Origin of the sequence: Simplicispira hankyongi (assembly GCF_003570885.1) — a bacterium.
Classification (GTDB): Bacteria; Pseudomonadota; Gammaproteobacteria; order Burkholderiales; family Burkholderiaceae_C; genus Simplicispira; species Simplicispira hankyongi.
The window spans coordinates 1-17,594 of record NZ_QXJC01000008.1; the positions used below are offsets into that span (position 1 = coordinate 1).

Annotated in this window: 18 protein-coding genes; 9 read left to right on the forward strand and 9 right to left on the reverse strand. The window is 64.6% G+C overall.

The features are described from left to right. Nucleotides 1–310: 310 nt before the first annotated feature. Both exaC and D3F03_RS14610 read left to right on the forward strand, forming a co-directional pair. Nucleotides 311–1,834, forward strand: a complete 1,524-nt coding sequence (gene exaC, locus D3F03_RS14605) for an acetaldehyde dehydrogenase ExaC (protein WP_119110172.1) — start codon at nucleotides 311–313, stop codon at nucleotides 1,832–1,834. A gap of 322 nt (nucleotides 1,835–2,156) precedes the next feature. Then, nucleotides 2,157–2,558 (forward strand): DUF779 domain-containing protein, encoded by a 402-nt coding sequence (locus D3F03_RS14610; RefSeq protein ID WP_119110173.1) that lies wholly within the window; start codon nucleotides 2,157–2,159, stop codon nucleotides 2,556–2,558. A gap of 351 nt (nucleotides 2,559–2,909) precedes the next feature. On the opposite strand, the gene D3F03_RS14615 is transcribed toward D3F03_RS14610, so the two are convergent. From D3F03_RS14615 to D3F03_RS14645, 7 genes are read right to left on the reverse strand one after another with little or no spacing between them, the layout of a single operon-like run. Beyond that, nucleotides 2,910–4,520: a cytochrome D1 domain-containing protein gene (locus tag D3F03_RS14615; RefSeq protein ID WP_199665482.1), complete on the reverse strand. Its 1,611-nt coding sequence runs from the start codon at nucleotides 4,518–4,520 to the stop codon at nucleotides 2,910–2,912. Beyond that, nucleotides 4,513–5,772: a heme d1 biosynthesis radical SAM protein NirJ gene (gene nirJ / locus D3F03_RS14620; RefSeq protein ID WP_119110174.1), complete on the reverse strand. Its 1,260-nt coding sequence runs from the start codon at nucleotides 5,770–5,772 to the stop codon at nucleotides 4,513–4,515. Before nirJ ends, D3F03_RS14615 begins: the two co-directional genes overlap by 8 nt. A gap of 3 nt (nucleotides 5,773–5,775) precedes the next feature. After that, nucleotides 5,776–6,258, reverse strand: coding sequence for a siroheme decarboxylase subunit beta (ahbB, locus tag D3F03_RS14625; RefSeq protein ID WP_119110175.1), 483 nt, complete (start codon nucleotides 6,256–6,258; stop codon nucleotides 5,776–5,778). Beyond that, complete coding sequence (locus tag D3F03_RS14630; RefSeq protein ID WP_119110176.1) at nucleotides 6,248–6,718, reverse strand: Lrp/AsnC family transcriptional regulator; 471 nt, start codon at nucleotides 6,716–6,718, stop codon at nucleotides 6,248–6,250. The genes ahbB (D3F03_RS14625) and D3F03_RS14630 overlap by 11 nt, the downstream gene beginning before the upstream one ends. Continuing rightward, nucleotides 6,702–7,748, reverse strand: a complete 1,047-nt coding sequence (ahbB, locus tag D3F03_RS14635; protein WP_119110264.1) for a siroheme decarboxylase subunit beta — start codon at nucleotides 7,746–7,748, stop codon at nucleotides 6,702–6,704. Before ahbB (D3F03_RS14635) ends, D3F03_RS14630 begins: the two co-directional genes overlap by 17 nt. A gap of 12 nt (nucleotides 7,749–7,760) precedes the next feature. Next, nucleotides 7,761–8,966: a cytochrome D1 domain-containing protein gene (locus D3F03_RS14640; protein WP_119110177.1), complete on the reverse strand. Its 1,206-nt coding sequence runs from the start codon at nucleotides 8,964–8,966 to the stop codon at nucleotides 7,761–7,763. Beyond that, on the reverse strand, nucleotides 8,963–9,340 hold the full coding sequence (locus D3F03_RS14645) for a c-type cytochrome (RefSeq protein ID WP_119110178.1): 378 nt from the start codon (nucleotides 9,338–9,340) through the stop codon (nucleotides 8,963–8,965). The genes D3F03_RS14640 and D3F03_RS14645 overlap by 4 nt, the downstream gene beginning before the upstream one ends. A gap of 123 nt (nucleotides 9,341–9,463) precedes the next feature. Between D3F03_RS14645 and cobA the strand changes: the two genes are divergently transcribed. Then, entirely contained in the window at nucleotides 9,464–10,294 is an 831-nt protein-coding gene (cobA, locus tag D3F03_RS14650; RefSeq protein ID WP_119110179.1) for a uroporphyrinogen-III C-methyltransferase, read from the forward strand. On the opposite strand, the gene D3F03_RS14655 is transcribed toward cobA, so the two are convergent. Further along, a complete protein-coding gene (locus tag D3F03_RS14655; protein WP_119110180.1) occupies nucleotides 10,274–11,230 on the reverse strand; it encodes a LysR family transcriptional regulator in 957 nt (318 codons plus the stop codon). The genes cobA and D3F03_RS14655 overlap by 21 nt on opposite strands. A gap of 182 nt (nucleotides 11,231–11,412) precedes the next feature. Between D3F03_RS14655 and D3F03_RS14660 the strand changes: the two genes are divergently transcribed. From D3F03_RS14660 to maiA, 6 genes are all read left to right on the forward strand, one after another. Beyond that, nucleotides 11,413–11,955, forward strand: a complete 543-nt coding sequence (locus tag D3F03_RS14660) for a VOC family protein (RefSeq protein WP_119110181.1) — start codon at nucleotides 11,413–11,415, stop codon at nucleotides 11,953–11,955. Between the two features lie 66 nt (nucleotides 11,956–12,021). Next, nucleotides 12,022–12,579 carry a TRAP transporter small permease gene (locus D3F03_RS14665; protein ID WP_119110182.1) on the forward strand — a complete coding sequence of 186 codons (558 nt, stop codon included), beginning with the start codon at nucleotides 12,022–12,024 and terminating at the stop codon, nucleotides 12,577–12,579. Beyond that, the gene (locus tag D3F03_RS14670) at nucleotides 12,576–13,853 is read left to right on the forward strand and encodes a TRAP transporter large permease (protein ID WP_119110183.1); all 1,278 of its coding nucleotides are present in this window, start codon (nucleotides 12,576–12,578) and stop codon (nucleotides 13,851–13,853) included. Before D3F03_RS14665 ends, D3F03_RS14670 begins: the two co-directional genes overlap by 4 nt. 30 nt (nucleotides 13,854–13,883) lie before the next feature. Beyond that, on the forward strand, nucleotides 13,884–14,879 hold the full coding sequence (locus tag D3F03_RS14675; protein WP_119110184.1) for a TRAP transporter substrate-binding protein: 996 nt from the start codon (nucleotides 13,884–13,886) through the stop codon (nucleotides 14,877–14,879). A gap of 99 nt (nucleotides 14,880–14,978) precedes the next feature. Then, nucleotides 14,979–16,001: a fumarylacetoacetate hydrolase family protein gene (locus D3F03_RS14680; RefSeq protein ID WP_119110185.1), complete on the forward strand. Its 1,023-nt coding sequence runs from the start codon at nucleotides 14,979–14,981 to the stop codon at nucleotides 15,999–16,001. A gap of 15 nt (nucleotides 16,002–16,016) precedes the next feature. After that, nucleotides 16,017–16,667: a maleylacetoacetate isomerase gene (gene maiA / locus D3F03_RS14685; RefSeq protein WP_119110186.1), complete on the forward strand. Its 651-nt coding sequence runs from the start codon at nucleotides 16,017–16,019 to the stop codon at nucleotides 16,665–16,667. Here the strand turns inward: maiA and D3F03_RS14690 are convergent. Further along, the gene (locus tag D3F03_RS14690; RefSeq protein WP_119110187.1) at nucleotides 16,664–17,548 is read right to left on the reverse strand and encodes a lysoplasmalogenase; all 885 of its coding nucleotides are present in this window, start codon (nucleotides 17,546–17,548) and stop codon (nucleotides 16,664–16,666) included. The genes maiA and D3F03_RS14690 overlap by 4 nt on opposite strands. Nucleotides 17,549–17,594: the final 46 nt, after the last annotated feature.

Here is a 17,594-nt window from a genome sequence, read left to right on the forward strand (position 1 = left end):
GATGGCATGTGTTGTCTCCTGCGCGGGTGCTGGGGTGCCCCGCTTTTTGGCGCCAGTATGGGCGGCTCGCCACCCGGAGGCAACTGTGCATTGCCCCCAAGCCCACCGAGTGTTCCACCTTGTGACAGTTGTCGCGCTGTGGAGCGTCGCCTTGCCGGCGACTGGCGGTATCCCACACAGAAAACTTGCAAGGTCCTGCAAATTCAATGCTTTGGCAGCGCAAGGAAAGCCTGGCACGGTTTGTGAATGGTATTTGGCATCTGGCCGCCTAAGTGGGCGCCGGATCGACTTTTCACCTGGAGACAAGCACATGACCGTTTATGCAGCCCCTGGCGCCGCTGGCGCCAAAATCGCCTACAAACCCCAGTACAACAACTTCATCGGTGGCAAGTTCGTCGCCCCCGTGAAAGGCCAGTACTTTGACGTGGTGACGCCTATCAGTGGAAAGGTCTATACGCAGGTAGCCCGCTCCACCGCCGAAGACATTGAACTGGCGCTCGACGCCGCCCATGCCGCCGCCGATGCCTGGGGCAAGACCGATGCCGCCACGCGCTCCAACATCCTGCTCAAGATTGCCGACCGCATTGAGCAAAATCTGGAGCTGTTGGCCTACGCTGAAACCGTGGACAACGGCAAGGCGATCCGCGAGACGCTGAATGCCGACATTCCGCTCACCGTGGACCATTTCCGCTACTTTGCCGGCTGCGTGCGGGCACAAGAAGGCGCGCTGTCCAATATCGACGAGAACACCGTGGCGTACCACATCCAGGAACCTCTGGGCGTGGTGGGCCAGATCATTCCCTGGAACTTCCCCATCCTGATGGCCGCGTGGAAGCTGGCACCCGCCCTGGGCGCCGGCAACTGCGTGGTGCTCAAGCCCGCAGAGAGCACCCCCATCAGCATTTTGATTTTGGCCGAGCTGATTGCCGACATCGTTCCCCCTGGCGTGCTCAATATCGTCAACGGCTACGGCCGCGAAGCCGGCATGCCGCTGGCTACCAGCAAGCGCATTGCCAAGATTGCCTTTACTGGCTCCACCACCACGGGCCGCGTGATTGCGCAGGCCGCCGCGAACAACCTGATTCCCGCTACGCTGGAACTGGGTGGCAAAAGCCCCAACATCTTCTTTGCCGACATCATGGACAAGGACGACGCCTTCCTCGACAAGGCGATTGAAGGCCTGGTGCTGTTTGCCTTCAACCAGGGCGAGGTTTGCACCTGCCCATCGCGCGCATTGATCCAGGAATCCATCTACGACAAGTTCATGGAACGTGTGCTCAAGCGCGTGGCCGCCATCAAGCACATGAACCCGCTGGACACCGACAGCATGATGGGCGCACAGGCCTCCAAGGAGCAGCTCACCAAGATCCTGTCGTACCTTGATCTGGGCAAGCAGGAAGGTGCCGAGGTCCTGGCCGGTGGTAGCCAAGCGCATCTGGGCGGGGACCTGGAAGGCGGCTACTACGTGCAGCCCACGCTGTTCAAGGGCCACAACAAGATGCGCATCTTCCAGGAAGAAATCTTTGGCCCCGTGCTGGCCGTGACCACCTTCAAGGACGAAGCCGAAGCCCTGGCCATTGCCAACGACACGCTCTATGGCCTGGGCGCCGGCGTGTGGAGCCGCAACGGCAACGTGGCCTACCGCATGGGCCGCGCCATCAAGGCCGGGCGCGTGTGGACCAACTGCTACCACGCCTACCCGGCGCACGCTGCGTTCGGCGGTTACAAGGAATCGGGTATTGGGCGTGAGACGCACAAGATGATGCTCGACCACTACCAGCAGACCAAGAACCTGCTCGTGAGCTACAGCGAAAACAAGCTGGGCTTCTTTTAAGGCCGGCGGCTGCTACCAATGAGCGAAGGGGTGCGGGCAGCCGCTCCCCTTCTTCGTTTGAGAACCTGAAACCGGCATTTGGCTCCGCGCGGCGGTGCCGTTAGCGGTGTGCCAGGCAAGGTGAGCGAGACGAGGCAGCGGGTTCATGCCCGCAAGGAGGGGTCGCGCTGCATGGCGCGCCGAGTGCGGTGCTGGTGGGCATAACGCACCCTTGCGGCGAGCGCGGTCGAAGCCACCAAACCCTGGTTGCACAAGGGATAGAGAAGGCGCCTCAGCGGCCACCTACCGATCGGTCTAGGCTTTAGAGAACAAGGAGACGAGCATGGTCGACAAAATCATTGCCACACCTGCCGCACTGGAACTGGTGGCTTTCCTCCAAACCAAATACGGCCCTGAACTGATGTTTCACCAGTCAGGCGGTTGTTGTGACAACAGCGCGGCCAATTGCTTCCTGCCCGGCGAGATCACCATGGGGGCTGGCGATGTGTACCTGGGCGATGTGGGCGGCTGCCCGTTCTACATGGGACGCGCGCAGTACGAAACCTGGAAACATACCCAACTCATCCTCGATGTGATCGAGGGCCATGGCGGCAGCTTTTCGCTCGAAGGGCCGGAGGGCAAGGCCTTCCACACGCGCTCGCGGGTGTTCACCGACGAGGAATTGCAGACGCTAGGCATCAGCCGGCCCAGCGCTGACGCGCTGCCTGCGTGCCCACTGAAGTGAAATCAGGCGCGGGGCTGCTGGCCCTGCTATTTTTTCTCAGCTTGGATCAAAAAAGCAGGGCCCAAAAAGACTTGGATTGCTCCTAAATAAATAGCTTCCTACGCTTATTGGATAAGCGCTAGAAGCCATTTTTCTATCAATTTTCACAAGAATCCGTACAGCCCGTGGGCCCAGCCTCACTGGGCTTTAGGGCAATGCTGAACAAGTCCCTCACGTGCCGCGCATCCGTACCTCGGGCGGTCTGCGGCGTTGCCAATCCCCGCCATAGCTGCGGCTATGGCTGCGGTTGGCGCCTTGCCTCCCATCCCGATGCACGGCGCGCGCCATCGCGGTGACCTATCCAGCATCGCCTTAGTGCGAGGTGCCTTCCGAGCGCGTGATCTTGTTCCATACGTTGTACTTGCCCACAGGTTTTTTCATGGGCAGGCGCTTGACCTCCTTGAGCGTCTTGGCGTCAAAGACGATGAGCGCCCCGTCCATGTCCCACACGCTCACCAGCGCGTAGCGGCCATCCTTGGTGAATTCGGTGTGTGCCAAGGTGTGGCCGGGTTCGCGCAGAGTCGCCACGGGCTCCAAAGTCTGTTTGTCGATCAGCGTCAGCGTGTCCTTGGCTGTTGGGCTCATCATGGAGTCGGCCCAGGCGTAACGGGTGTTCTCGTGGCTGCGGATGAAGAAGCCTGGGCCGGGCGTGGGAATGGCCTTGACCAACTTCCAGGTGTGCATGTCGATCACGTCGATCGTGCCGTCCTTCAGGTTGGGGCTGGCGAGTACGGTGGTGCCATTCCATGCGAAGGTGATGCCCGAGCCCAGGTGCGGCATGCCGGCCATCGGCAGTTCGGCGATCTTGCGGCGCACATCGAGGTTGACTACCTGCGCCTTGGGGGTTCCCTGCGCGCCGGGCTTGGGGCGGGTGGAGCCCAGCACGTTCTTGTAGCTCTGGTCGAAGAAGAAGTCGTCCAGTGGCTCGTCGAGTGGCGTGCGGCGCGGGTTCAGAAATCCGGGTTTGGCGATCGCCTCGGCCATCTTGTAGTCGTGCACCAGTCCGTCGTAGATGGGCGCCGCCTTTTCGTCGTACGAAATTTCCCAAAGTTCAGGAATATCTTTGAGTGCGACGACGAAGCTCTTGCGCGGCTCGGCGTCGTACACGGCCGAGACGCGCGAGGTCTGCTTGCCATCGAGCGTGCTCGCATCGATGTGCTTGATGAGTTGCAGGTCGGCATCGAACAGCACCACGTCCTTGGGCAGGTAGTTGGCCGCCATGACGTAGCGGCCATCACCGCTGACGGCCACGTTGCGCATGTTCAGGCCAGCGCGCACTTCAGCCACCACCGTGAGGTTCCACAGGTCGTACTTGGTGATCCAGCCGTCGCGCGAGCCGAAATAGACAAAACGCCCGTCGGGCGTGAATTTCGGTCCGCCGTGCAGGGCGTAGCGGCTGGGGAACCTGTGGATCACCTCGAAGCGGTCGCCATCGACGAGGGACACATGGTGGTCACCGGCTTCGACGACGACAAACAGGTTCATCGGGTCGGCGCTCCATTGGGGCTTGGCAGGCAGGTCTTTGGCGCCGGGTGTCTCGACGCGTGACGCGCGGACGTCGGCGTCGCTCCAGGTGGGCGCGGGGATGACGGGCCGGTAGATCCAGTCCACCACGGCGGCAATCTCTTCAGGCAAGAGCTGCTGCGCAAAGCCCGCCATCTGGGTGGCAGTACGGCCGTGCTGCACCACGTCCAGTGCGTCTTTCTTGCGCAGGCGCTCCAGGCTTTCAGGCAGCAGCGCCGGCCCCATGCCGCCGGTGCGCGCGCTGTCGTGGCAGGTGGCGCAATGCTGCTGGTAGAGCCTGGCAGCGTCGATGTGGGGTGCGGCCGCGCTATCCGCACGTGCCAGGCCCTGGCCCATCCACATCAGGCCGGCGGCGAGCAGCCAGGGAGCGACGCGGGCGAAGAGTGTGTTGTCAGACATGGGTTTCTCCGGCGACGATGCGGATCGTCTGGCGTGCATTGCGAAACGGCGTCACGGCGACGCGGCTGGCATCGCTGCCCGCCGCGAGGCCGATCTCGTCGTCGCGCAGGTAGCAGCCGGGGTCTTCGGCCCAGGCGTCGCCCGTGAGCTGCTGGGCGCGCACGCGGGTGTTGCCGCCGCACAGGTCAAAGTAGTGGCACTGCGCGCAGCGCCCGCCCACGGGGCGCGGGTGCGCCTTGAGGCCGGCCATCAGCGGCTCGGAGGTGTCGGACCAGATGGCAGAGAAGGGCCGCTGGCGCACATTGCCCAGGTCGTGGTGCCACCACATGGTGTCGGGGTGCACGCTGCCCAGGTTGTCGATGTTGGCCACGTTCACGCCGCTCGAATTGCCGCCCCAGGCGACCAGGCGCTCGCGCAGGGGGGCCTCCCACTGCGGCATGCGTGCGCGCACCCACTGACTCAGATAGGGGCCGTCGGCGTCGTTGTTGCCGGTCACGTAGTCTTCCTCGCGGCCCTCCAGCGCCGCCTGCCAGGCGCGCTCGAACAGCATGTCCAGCGCATTGCGCGTGGCCTGGAACTGCGCGTCCTTGCCGCGGTGGATGTTGCCCCGGCCGGCGTAGTTGAGGTGCGAGAAATAGAACTTGTCCACCTGCTCGGCGCGCATCAGGTCGAGCAGCGCGGGCAGGTCGTGCGCGTTCATGGCGGTCATGGTGAAGCGCAGCCCTACCTTTACGCTGCGCGCGTGCAGGTGGCGCACGGCGGCCAGGCTGCGCTCGAAAGCGCCTTCGAGCCGCCTGAAATGGTCGTGCGTTTCGCGCAGGCCGTCCAGGCTGATGCCCACATAGTCAAAACCCGTGGCGGCCACCCGGTCGGCCATGGCCTCGTCGATCAGCGTGCCGTTGGTCGAGAGGCCCGTGTAGAACTTCATCGCCTTGGCACGTTCGGCGATCTCGAAGATGTCGGGGCGCATGAGCGGCTCGCCGCCCGAGAGGATGAGCACCGGCACGCGGTAGTCCTTGAGGTCGTCCATCACGCCGAACACTTCGCTGGTCGAGAGCTCCCCCTCGTAGTCGTGGTCAGCCGAGAGCGCATAGCAGTGCTTGCAGGTCAGGTTGCAGCGGCGGATCAGGTTCCAGATGACCACCGGTCCGGGGGCGCCACCGCTGCCCCGGCGTGCGTGCACTGCCTCTGGGTAATGCCCTGTTTTTTCGGCGTGCGCGAGCTCGCGCATGTACTGGCTGATGCGGAACATGGTTCAGTTTTCCTTGAGGCGCAATCCGGTTTTTTTCAGGATCGCGGTGGAGTAAAGAATGTCGTGGCCCGTGCAGGCCGCGCCCAGGAGCTGTTGCACCTGCGCGGCCTGCTGTTCGACCTCGGCGCGCGAGCGGCCATGCAGCATGGCGAATAGGTTGTAGGGCCACGCGGGCAGGCGGCGTGGGCGGCGGTAGCAGTGGCTCACGCCTGGCAACTGGCCGATGCGCTCGCCCAAGGCATCCACCTGGGCGTCGTCCACGTTCCACACGCTCATGCCATTGGCGGTAAAACCCAGGCGGTAGTGGTTGGGTACGGCGCCGATGCGGCGGATCAGGCCGGTTTCAAGCATCTGTTTCAGCCGCTCGCGCACCTGCTGGCCCGAGACACCCAGGCGTTCGCCCACGGCGTCGTAAGGACGCGGCACCAGCGGCAGGCCGCCCTGGGTGGCGGCGATCAGGGCGCGGTCAAAGTCGTCAAGCGCCATGGGGGGATCCGCTCGTCAAGGGGAGTTTGAGCTCGACGAAGAACTCGCGCTCTTTTGGGAAGGCCAGCACGCTCAATCCTGTTTCAGCCTCGATGCGTGCGATGGCTGCCGCACATTGCGCCGGGGTTTCGGTCCCGAGCACGAACCACATGTTCAGCGTATGCGCACGCCGGTAGTTGTGCGCGATCTCGGCGTGGGCGTTGACCTGGGCCGCTACGGCATCGAAGCGTTCTTCGGGTACGGCCATGGCGGCGAGCACGAACAGGCCGCCCGCGCGCTCGATCTGGAACAGCGGCCCAAAGCGGGTCAGCATCCCGTTCTCCAACAGGGCCGACAGCCGTCCGATCACATCGTCTTCGGTCCAGCCAAACTCGGCCGCCACATCGGCGAAGGGCCGCTCGGTCAGGGGCAGGTCGCCGTGCAGGCGCTCCAGTAGGCGGGCGTCATCCGGCGACAGCATCGAGCACCTCCGGTGTGGCAGCGGTGTCCGGGGCCATAGCGACGGGCAGGGCGCGAAAACGCCGGGGGCCAGTCTGCTTGAAGCGGCGGCAGGAGAACAGCACCTCGTGCGGGTAGGGCGCCAGGCCTGTATTGCCGATGGCGCGTGCGATCACCTCCAGCACCTCGGTGCGGTCGCGGCCATGCACCATGCAGTACAGGTTGTAGGGCCATCCTTCGGCGCGTTCGCGCCGGTAGGCCAGCGTCACGCCGGTTTCGCGCGCCAGCACCTCGCCGCAGGCGTCAACGGCAGCATCAGGAATGTCAAACACCGTCATGGCGTTGGCGTCAAAGCCCAGTTCGTGGTGCCGCACGATCGCGCCCATGCGCCGCAGCGTGCCCTGGTCCAGCCACTGTTGCAGCGTGGCCAGAATGGCCTCGGGTGTGCGGTTCAGCACTTGCGCCCAGTCGTCGAAGGGGTGGGGCGTCAAGGGAAGCCCGGCTTCCAGCAAGGCGGCAAGGGGCCGGTCAGATGGGGCGACGGGGGTCGTTCCAGTCGCCTCGGGCATGGCGTGGGCGGCCGTGTTCGAGCGCAGATCGAAGCCCAGATCGATGCGGTAGGCGCGCAGCATGGGCAATTGCAGGGCGCGCAGGCCGGTCGCTGCGTCCAGGCTGTGCATGGCGTTCTGGACAGCGTGCTGGTCGGCACCGGTCATCACGAACCACAGGTTGTGGGTGTGCTCGCGCTGGTAGTTGTGGTTGACGCCGGGGTGCTGCGACACGATGGCGGCGACCTCGGCCAGACGCGCGGGGGGCACGGCCATGGCAGCGAGCAAGGCCGCGCCGCCTGCGCCTCCGGAGAACACGCCGCCAATGCGGCTGAGTGCGCCTGTCTCCTGCAGACGGCGGTAGCCGTCGATCACCTGCGTTTCACTCAGGTGGGCGGCGGCGCCGATCTGCGCAAAGGGTGCGCGCACCAGCGGGAAGCCGCGCTGCCAGGGGTTGAGCAGCGCCAGCACCAGCGGATCGGCGGTGGGGAGCACGGAGGGCATGCGGTTGAGCACTCAGAACCCGAGGCGGGCGGCGCGTGAAGTGAAGAAAACGCCGCTGGGGGAATCGACCTCCAGAACGGCCTGGGTGGCGAAGCTGTGGGTGTCGATTACGCTCACCCGGTTGGCATCGCGCGAGCTGATCCATACCGATTCGCCGCGTGGTGTGAACTCCATGTGCAGCACCGCCTTGCCGGGCTCCAGCGTGCGCACGATCTGCTGCGTGGTGGTGTCGATGACTTGTACGCGGTGGTAGTCGGGTACGGCAAAGTTCACCCACACCTGGCGTCCGTCGGGCTGCGCCATGACGAACACCGGTTGGCCGGCGACCGGGATGCGGCCCACCTCCTGCCAGCTTTCGGTGTCCACCACCAGCACCTCGTGGTGGCCAATCGCGGGCAGGTAGGCGCGCCGGCCGGCCACGGCCCAGCCGCGCAGATGCGGCATCTTGTAGACCGGCAGCGTCTGCTCACCGCGGCCATAGCCGTTCAGAATGCGGCGTACTTTGGGGGGCTCCTGCCACAGGTCCACCAGCGCCAGTCCGTCCTCGCCAAACAGGCCGGCGATGTAGTGCCGACCATTGGGCGTGACCAGCGCGTCGTAGGGCTGGCGCCCGATGTTCGGGATGCGCGTGGTGTGGGGGTGCGCAGGGTCGGAAAAATCGGTGATGCGAATCTCGCCCGCGTCGAACAGGCTGTAGGCAAAGCGCTGGCCGGGCAGGTCCACGAGGCCCACCACGCGCGAGAGTTTTCCCGGCGCGTACTCGGCGGGCACGTCGGCCACCAGCGCCAGCGTCTGCGCATCGAATGCCTTGATACCGCCAGGTGTGTAGTTCTGCGCCACCACCAGGCGCCCGTCCGCACTGATGGCTCCGCCGATGGAGTTGCCTGCCTGCATCACGCGGCCGACGATGGCCTGGGTGAGCAGATCCACCTTGGTGAGGCCCCCGTCACGCCCGAACACAAAGGCATAGCGGGTATCGCGCGAAAAAACCACCGAGGCGTGCGACAAGTCGCCCAGGCCCGTGACCTGGCCCAGCAGCGTGCGGTGGCTGGTGTCGATGATGGCCAGCGTGCCGCTGGCGCGCAGCACCACCACACCCAGGTCGCCGGTGCCTCGCAGCACGGGGGCCGCAGCTTGGGGTGGCGAAGCGGTGGAGGCACAGCCGCTGGCAAGAAGGCCGGCAGCGGCGGCGGTGGTGAGAAGATGCCTGCGGTTCATGGATGTGCTTTCGGAAGTTCGGGAAAACCGGTGAGCAGTTGTTCTGCAATCCAGTGGGCGTCGCTTTCGCTCAGCATGGCGCTCCAGGGGGCCATGGGCGTTCCAGGACGCCCACCGTAGATGGTGGCTTCCAGGGCTTCCACGGGTTTGCCGGCCAGAGCGGCTGCGGTCAGTGCCGGCCCCAGGCCCCCAGTCAGGCGCATGCCGTGGCAGGAGCCACAGTCCTGCCGGACCATGCGCACGAGTGCCTGCTGGCGCCCGGTGTCCGGTACCGTCTGTGCATTGCCCGCGATGGTGATGCCTGGAGCCAAGGCCAGGAAGGCGACGGCGCCAGCGAGCTTGCGCCGCAAGCAAGGGACAGGGAAAAACAACATAGCGTGGCGCCAAAACGAAGACAAACAAATAATCAGGGTTATCCCGCGCCGAGTACTTGACTAGTATCAAGAGCTATCGTGCTGCAGCTTTTGACAATGGTCTGTATTGATGCAGGAGATGCGATGAATGATGTTTCGCCGGGCGCCGCAAGCGCTGCGCCCCCCGCCAGTCCCGCACCCTGGGGCTTGGTCACATTGGTCGGGGCCGGTCCGGGGGATGCGGAACTGCTGACGCTCAAGGCGGCGCGCGTGCTGGGAAGCGCAGAGCTGGTGCTCTACGACCATCTGGTGTCCGACGCTGTACTCGCCCACATTGCGCCTGGCGCAGAGCGGATCTATGTCGGCAAACAAAGCCGCAACCACACCCTGCCGCAGGAAGGCATCATCGAGCTAATGGTGCGGCTGGCACGCCAGGGGCGCTCGCTGGTGCGCCTTAAAGGCGGCGATCCGTTTGTGTTCGGGCGCGGAGGCGAAGAGGCCGAAGGCTTGGCTGCGGCCGGCATTGCCTGCGAAACCATTCCGGGCATCAGCGCGGCCCAGGGCGCCGCCGCCGCCACCGGCATACCGCTTACGCACCGGGAAACCGCCGGCATGCTGGTCTACGCCACGGGGCACCTGCAGGGTGCACAGGAAGACCGTACGGTGCAGCTCGATTGGGAGGCGCTTGCGCGCCCCTGGCAGACGGTGGTCATTTACATGGGTGTCGGCACATTGCCTGTGGTGTGCGAGCAACTTGTCGCCCATGGATTGCCGGAAACCACCCCAGCGGCGCTCGTCGAGCGCGCCACGCTGCCCGAGCAGCGCTGCATCGTGGGAACCGTGGCCACGCTGCCGTCGCTGGGCGTGCGGTATGGCGTGAAACCGCCGGCGCTGATCATGATTGGCGAGGCCGTCGGGCGTCAGGTCGTGCCGCCCGGTGGCGCCGGCATGGTGTCAGGGCCTGCGACTGCCTGATGCCTGCGTTGGCAGGGCCGTCGGGTCTCCGGCAACGCCCCAGTGGTGAGATGCTACATACGCCAGCAGAAATTCCCTGAAACTCTGCGCAGCCGGCGACAGCGTGGCCGCGCTGCGCTGGTACACCAGAAACTTGCGCAGTACCTGCGGCTCATGCAGCGGGGCCAGTTGCAACTGGTACAGACGTACCAGCGAGCTGGCATAAGGCAGGCACGCCGTGATACCCAGGCCGGCGCTGACCATGCTCAGCGCGGTCGTCATGAAGGTCACTTCGTTGCTGGGGTTGAGCGTGATCTCCCGCAAGGCGCCGTGCAGGTCGAGCGACAGCCGTTCGGCAAACTGCCCCTGCAAGGCAATGAACGGGTGCGTGATGGCGTCGCTCCAGCAAATGCGCGGCAGCTCGGCCAGCGGGTGGTCGCTTGGAAACACCACCATGAAAGGCATTTCAAACAAGGTCTCACCTGCCATGTCGCCGCCCATGCCGCGCTCGGGGCCGACACCGAAATCGGCTTCCCCCGCGGCCACGCGCGCGAGCACGCCATCGACCGCGCAGTCCGACAGGCGCACCTGCACGCCGGGGTGCTCGCGCCGGTAGGCGGCAATCACTTCGGGCATCAGCGTGCACGCCATGAGCTGCGGCGCTGCCACGCGCACCACGCCGCGCCGCAATGCCTTGAGGTCGTCGATGCCGCCCAGCACCCCGTCGAGGTCTTGCAGGATCTTGTCGATCAAGGGCACAAAGCCCCGGCCAGCTTCGGTCAGGCCGATGCTGCGGGTGCTGCGCTCGACCAGGCGCACGCCCAGGCTCTGCTCCAGTTCCTTGATCAGGCTGCTGAGCGCCGATTGCGTCACGTGCAGGGAAACGGCGGCCTGCGTGAAGCTCCCGGTGCGCACCAGGGCCACCAGCGCACGCAATTGCCGCAGGCTGACATTCATTAAATTTCCTTGTGAATGCAGAAAAATAAAGCGTTTGAATCATAGATCGATACGGCCTTTAATTCCAACCATCGCAAGGCGCCCCAAGCAGCCTGCGACCCGCCCGCAGCGTGCCGTGTCCGCGTTGCAACCCAGGCGGCCTTCTGGATGCTGGCACGAGCGACCCGATTGGAGACAAGCGCATGAAGATCAAGAAGTTTCACCATGTGGCCTACCGCTGCATCAACGCCAAGCAAACCGTGGAGTGGTACGGCAAATACCTGAACATGGATTTCATCCTGGCGATTGCCGAAGACGAAGTACCGTCCACCAAAGATCCCGATCCCTACATGCACATCTTCCTGGATGCGGGCAACGGCAACATCCTGGCGTTCTTTGAACTGCCCACCAAGCCGCCCATGGACCGCGACCGCAATACCCCCACGTGGACGCAGCATCTGGCCATGGAAGTGGGCAGCATGGAAGAAATGATGGACGCCAAGGCGCGCATGGAAGCCGATGGCATCGAAGTGCTGGGCCCCACCGACCACACCATCTTCAAGTCCATCTACTTCCGCGACCCCAGCGGACACCGGCTGGAGTTGGCCGTAAACACCGGTACGCCCGAGATGATGAAGCAACTTGACGAAGTCAAGTGGGACATGATCAACGAGTGGGACCGCACCAAGAAGGCGCCCAAGCACGCTGCCTGGATGCACGACGGCAAGGGATTCCCCGGCGCCTGAGCGCGCAGGCCCGCCAACAGGTTGTTAATTCAGCCCGCCGTGTGCGGGCTGCACAAAGGGGAATCCATGGGAAATCGCTGGGGACGCGCCTGCGTGCGTGTGCTGGAAATCGTCATCGTCACCTGCCTGGCGGTGATGGCGATCCTGGTGTTTGGCAATGTGGTGCTGCGCTACGGGTTTGATTCGGGCATTGCGGTGTCGGAAGAGCTCTCGCGCCTGCTCTTTGTCTGGTTGATTTTTCTCGGTGCCATCCTGGCATCGGTACAGCGCGCGCACATTGGTTTCGACGCACTGGTGGAGCGCCTGCCGCTGGCCGGCCGCAAGCTTCTGGTGGTGTTGACCGGAGGACTCATGCTCTGGGCCTGTGGCATGTTCCTGGTGGGGGGCTGGCAGCAAATGCAGATCAACCTCGGCAACAGCTACCCGGTGCTCGGCATTTCCTACGGCTGGCTGTACGGTGTGGCCATCGTGTTTGGCGGCGGGATGGCGCTGGCAATCGCCAACAACATCTGGCAAACGCTGCACAGTCCCGCTGGTTCGGCGATGACAAAAGATCTGGGCGATCGCATTCTGGAGAAGATGCCCGAAGTGGCATCCGTTGAGCAAAAGGGAGAACCGCGGTGAGCGCCTTCATCTTCCTGGCAGTGCTGTTGCTGCTCATTGTGCTGGGCATGCCGATCGCCTTTGCGCTGCTGTTCTCCGGCGTCGCCGTGATGTTCCAGATGGGCCAGTTCGACTCGCAAATCGTCGTGCAGAACGCCATTGGTGGTGCCGACAACTTTGTGCTCATGGCCGTGCCTTTCTTCATTCTGGCCGGTGAGTTCATGAATGCCGGTGGCCTCTCGCGCCGCATCGTGGAAATGGCTGGGGCTTTTGTCGGCCATTTGCGCGGCGGGCTCGGCTATGTGGCCATTTTTGCCGCCATCCTGCTGGCCAGTCTTTCAGGCTCGGCGGTGGCGGATACCGCAGCGCTGGCTGCCATTCTCGTGCCCATGATGCGCCAGGCGGGCTACAACCCGGAACGCGCCTGCGGGCTGATGGCGGCCGGGGGCATCATCGCCCCGGTCATTCCGCCCTCCATTGGTTTCCTGCTGTTTGGCGTGGTGGCGAACGTGTCCATTACGCGGCTGTTTCTGGCGGGCATATTGCCGGGCGTGATGATGGGTGGCTCACTGGTGCTGGCCTGGTGGCTGGTGTCGCGCCGCACCAGCGTGCAGGTGGCGCCGCGCAAGCCCTGGGGCGAGCGCATGGCGCTGCTCGGCAAGGGTTTCTGGGCCTTGATGCTGCCGGTGATCATCATTGGCGGCCTGAAGTTCGGCATCTTCACGCCCACCGAGGCGGCGGTGGTGGCAGCGGCGTACGCGCTGTTTGTCGGTGCCGCCGTCTACCGCGAACTCACGCTGGCAGCCATCTACCACTGCTTCCTGGTGACGGCGCGCACCACCGCCGTGGTGCTGCTGCTGGCCAGCTTGGCCATGGTGGCGTCTTACATGATCACCATTGCCGATGTGCCGGGCCAGGTGGGCGGCTGGCTGAGCGGTCTGGGCGAGCACCCGCAGGCGCTCACGGCCGCCATGATGCTGGTGGTGTTCCTCGCCGGCATGGTGCTGGACTTCATTCCCATCGTGCTGATTTTCACGCCGGTGTTCTTGCCCATCGTGCAGCAGGCGGGCATCGACCCGGTGTACTTCGGGGTCATCTTCATCATCAACTGCTCGCTCGGCATGATCACGCCGCCCGTGGGCGTGGTGCTCAATGTCGTCAGTTCGATTGGCAAGGTGACGCTGGGCCAGGCGGCGCGCGGCGTCCTGCCTTTCCTCATCGCCGAGTTGGCGGTGCTCGTCGCGCTGGTGCTGTTCCCCGCACTGGTCACCGTGCCGGCTGGTTGGTGGCGCTGATTCCCCCTTTTTCAACCCAGGAGACAACCCATGAAAACGTTTTCCAAATTGATGGCCCTGGCACTTGCCGGCAGCTTTGCGGTGGCGGCCCCGTTGGCCGCTATGGCCCAGGTCACGGCAAAATTTGCCGTGACGCTGCCGGAAAAATCGCACCAGGGCCAGGGTGTTGCCAAGTTCATTGAACTGGTGGACGCCAAGAGCGGCGGCAAGATCAAGATCAAAGGCTTTTATGCCGGTGCGCTCGGCAACGATGTGCAGGTGACCTCGGCCTTGCAGGGCGGAACCATTGAGTTCACCGTGCCGCAGACGACCACGCTGACCGGCATGGTGAAGGAATACGAAATTCTTGATTTCCCGTTCCTGTTCTCCAACGTGCAGGAAGCTGAGAAAGTGCTCGACGGCCCGGTGGGCGACAAGCTGCTGGCCATGCTCCCTGCAAAGGGCTTGGTGGGCCTGGCGTACTGGGAAAACGGCTTTTTTAACGCCACCAACAGCAAGCACCCCATCAACAAGGTGGAAGACTTTGAAGGCTTGAAATTCCGCGCCGTGCAGGCCAAGATTTCGCAGGAAACCGTCAAGGCGCTGGGCGCCAACCCGGTCCCACTGGCCGTGCCGGAGCTCTACACCGCGCTGGAAACCCGCACCGTCGATGGCCAGGGAACGCCCACGGCCGTGATTGCTGCGCTCAAGCTCAACGAAGTGCAGAAGTACCTCTCGCTGACCCGCCACAGCTACGGCGCCTTCATTCCCCTGGTGTCCAAGAAGTTCTGGGACAAGCTCTCCGCAGGGGATCAAAAAATCTTGAAGGACTCCGCCATTGAGGCGCGTGCCTTCCAGCGCGGTGTGGCGCGCGACCAGGAAAAATCCGCCCAGGCGGCAATGGCCGCCAAGGGACTGATCGTCAACGACGTCACCGATGCTGAACGCGCCCGCATGCGCGAGAAAGTCCAGCCCGTGTGGAAGATGTTTGCGCCCAGTGTCGGCGAAGGTCTGTACAAGGAAGTGACCGACCAGTTGGCCAAATAAGGCGCTGCACCACCGCACCTTTGCCCTGCGCGGGCGGGGTGCCTCGCCGGCGGCCGCGCCCTCTTGCGCGGGCCGGACCGTTTTCTCAAGGATTGCCCCATGAAACTCGCCACCCTCAAAGCTGGCGGCCGCGACGGTACGCTCGTCGTCGTGCGCCGCGACCTCTCGCAATGCCTTGCCGTGCCGCAGATTGCGCGCACGTTGCAAGCCGCACTGGACGACTGGGAGCGCTGCGCGCCGCTGCTGCAGGCCGTGTCGGACGCCCTTAACGCCGGCACCGCGCAAGGCGCAACGGCCTTCGACGCCACAGCCTGCCACTCACCCCTGCCGCGCGCTTACCAATGGGCCGATGGTTCGGCCTACCTGAACCATGTCGAGCTGGTGCGCAAGGCGCGAGGCAGCGAAGTGCCGGCCTCGTTCTGGACCGATCCGCTGATGTACCAGGGCGGCTCGGACTCTTTCGTTGGCCCGCGAGACCCCATCGATGCGATCAGCGAAGACTGGGGCATTGACCTCGAAGCCGAGGTGGCCGTGGTCACCGGCGACGTGGCGATGGGCTCGGGCGTGGAGCGCTGCGCGCAGGCCATTCGCCTGGTCATGCTGGTGAACGATGTCTCGCTGCGCAACCTGATTCCTGGCGAGCTCGCCAAGGGTTTCGGCTTCTTCCAGGCCAAGCCGGCGAGCGCTTTTTCGCCCGTGGCCGTGACGCCTGACGAGCTCGGCGCCGCCTGGCAAGGCAGCAAACTGAAAGGCCAACTGCGCGTGCAGATCAACGGCCAGCCCTTTGGCGAGCCCGACGCGGGCGAGGACATGGCGTTCAGCTTTGCGCAGCTCATGGCCCATGCGGCCAAGACGCGCACGCTAGGTGCCGGCTCCATCATCGGCTCGGGGACGGTGTCGAACAAGCAGGGCAGCCTGCATGGCTCCAGCGTCGCCAATGGCGGCGTGGGCTACTGCTGCCTGGCCGAAGTGCGCATGTACGAAACGATTGAAGGCGGCAAGCCGGTGACCGAGTTCCTGCACTTTGGCGACCGTGTGCGCATCGAAATGCTGGATGCCCAGGGCGCGAGCATCTTTGGCGCCATCGACCAGACCGTGCGCCAGATCCAGGCGGCGCTCTGAGGAGCCGCAAGCGCCATGCTCACGCTCTACAGCTATTTCCGCAGTTCGGCGTCGTACCGCCTGCGCATTGCCCTGGCGCTCAAGGGCCTTGCCTATGAGACGGTGGCAGTGCACCTGCTCAAGGGCGGTGGCGAGCAGCACCAGCCGGCCTTCCGTGCCGTCAACCCTGCGGGCCTGGTGCCGGTGCTGCAGGACGGAGACAGCGTGCTCACGCAGTCCCTCGCCATCATGGAGTACCTGGACGAGGCCTACCCGGCGTCGCCGCTGCTTCCGCGCGATCTGCTTGGCCGCGCCCGGGTGCGTGCGCTGGCGCTCACCATCGCCTGCGACGTGCATCCGCTGGGCAACCTGCGTGTGCTCAACTACGTGGGCGATACCCTGGGGGCAGGCGAAGAAGGGCGCAAGGCTTGGGCCTGCCACTGGATTGCGCTCGGGTTCGAGGCGTTCGAGGAAATGCTCACCCGCCCCGGTGCGCCCACCGGCCTGTTCTGCCACGGCGACATCCCAGGCATGGCCGACTGCTGCCTCGTGCCGCAGGTGTTCAACGCGCGCCGCTTTGGTCTGGACCTGGCGCCGTATCCGACTGTCAAGCGCATTGCCGAGCACTGCGAAGCGCTGGCGCCGTTTGTGATGGCACACCCAGCGAACCAGACGGACGCAAGCTAACTGCGCGCAGCGCGCAACTGCTGCACCATGCCGTGCACGATGCAGAACTGCGCGGCGTAGTAGGTGGCCAGCACCCACAGGATGGCCATCGGCACGGGCTGCACGAAACGGTCGATGGCGAGCACCGAATCGCTGGCCATGAAGATGCAGGCGCCCAGTGCCACGGTGCGCGCGGCGTGGGTCTGCAGCTCGGCTGCACGCCCCAGTGCCTGCGCCGCCATGAGCGCAATCACCAGCACATACACCGCCACGGGAATGCGCAGGTCGGCGGGCAGGCCGCTGCGCCATAGCCAGGCGACCATGGCGGCGCCTAGGGCCACCGTGGCCAGCAGCGCGCCCCGATGGGCAAACCAGCGCACGCCGCGGCGCAGCAGCGCGATGTAGGCCAGATGGGCGAGCAGGAAGCTGACCAGGCCGGGGATAAACAAGCCCTGCAGCATCAGCGCCACGTCGCCTGCCAATGAGCACAGCAGCGCGATGCCCAACAGCCACCAGGATTTTGAGTAAAATCGGCCTCTAGCGCTTGACTGGTATGCGCTAACAGCTACAAAACAAATAGCAATTAACAGCGCCACGGGCTTGAACGCCAGATGCCAGCCCCAGGCCCCCGTGGCGGCCGTTGCCGCCGACAGCGCGCTGGCCTCGACCATCCACAGCTCCAGACTGGCGATTTGCCCACGCCGTGCCGCCACCACCGCCAGCGCGGCGGCGCACAAGGCCGCCAGCCAGACCAGTACATGCGCGCGCGTGAGCACGCCGGCCTGCCAGGTCAGTGCCCAGGTGGCCAGGCCAATGAGCGCCGTGTGCAGCAGGCTTTGCGGCAGCGACAGGCCTGTGGCGTTGGAAGGCCGGCGCGTCAAAGGTGTGCGGTCTGGTGCCATCGCGTCATTCCATTTCTAAATCAAACGATTACTTTGTCGGCTTCGC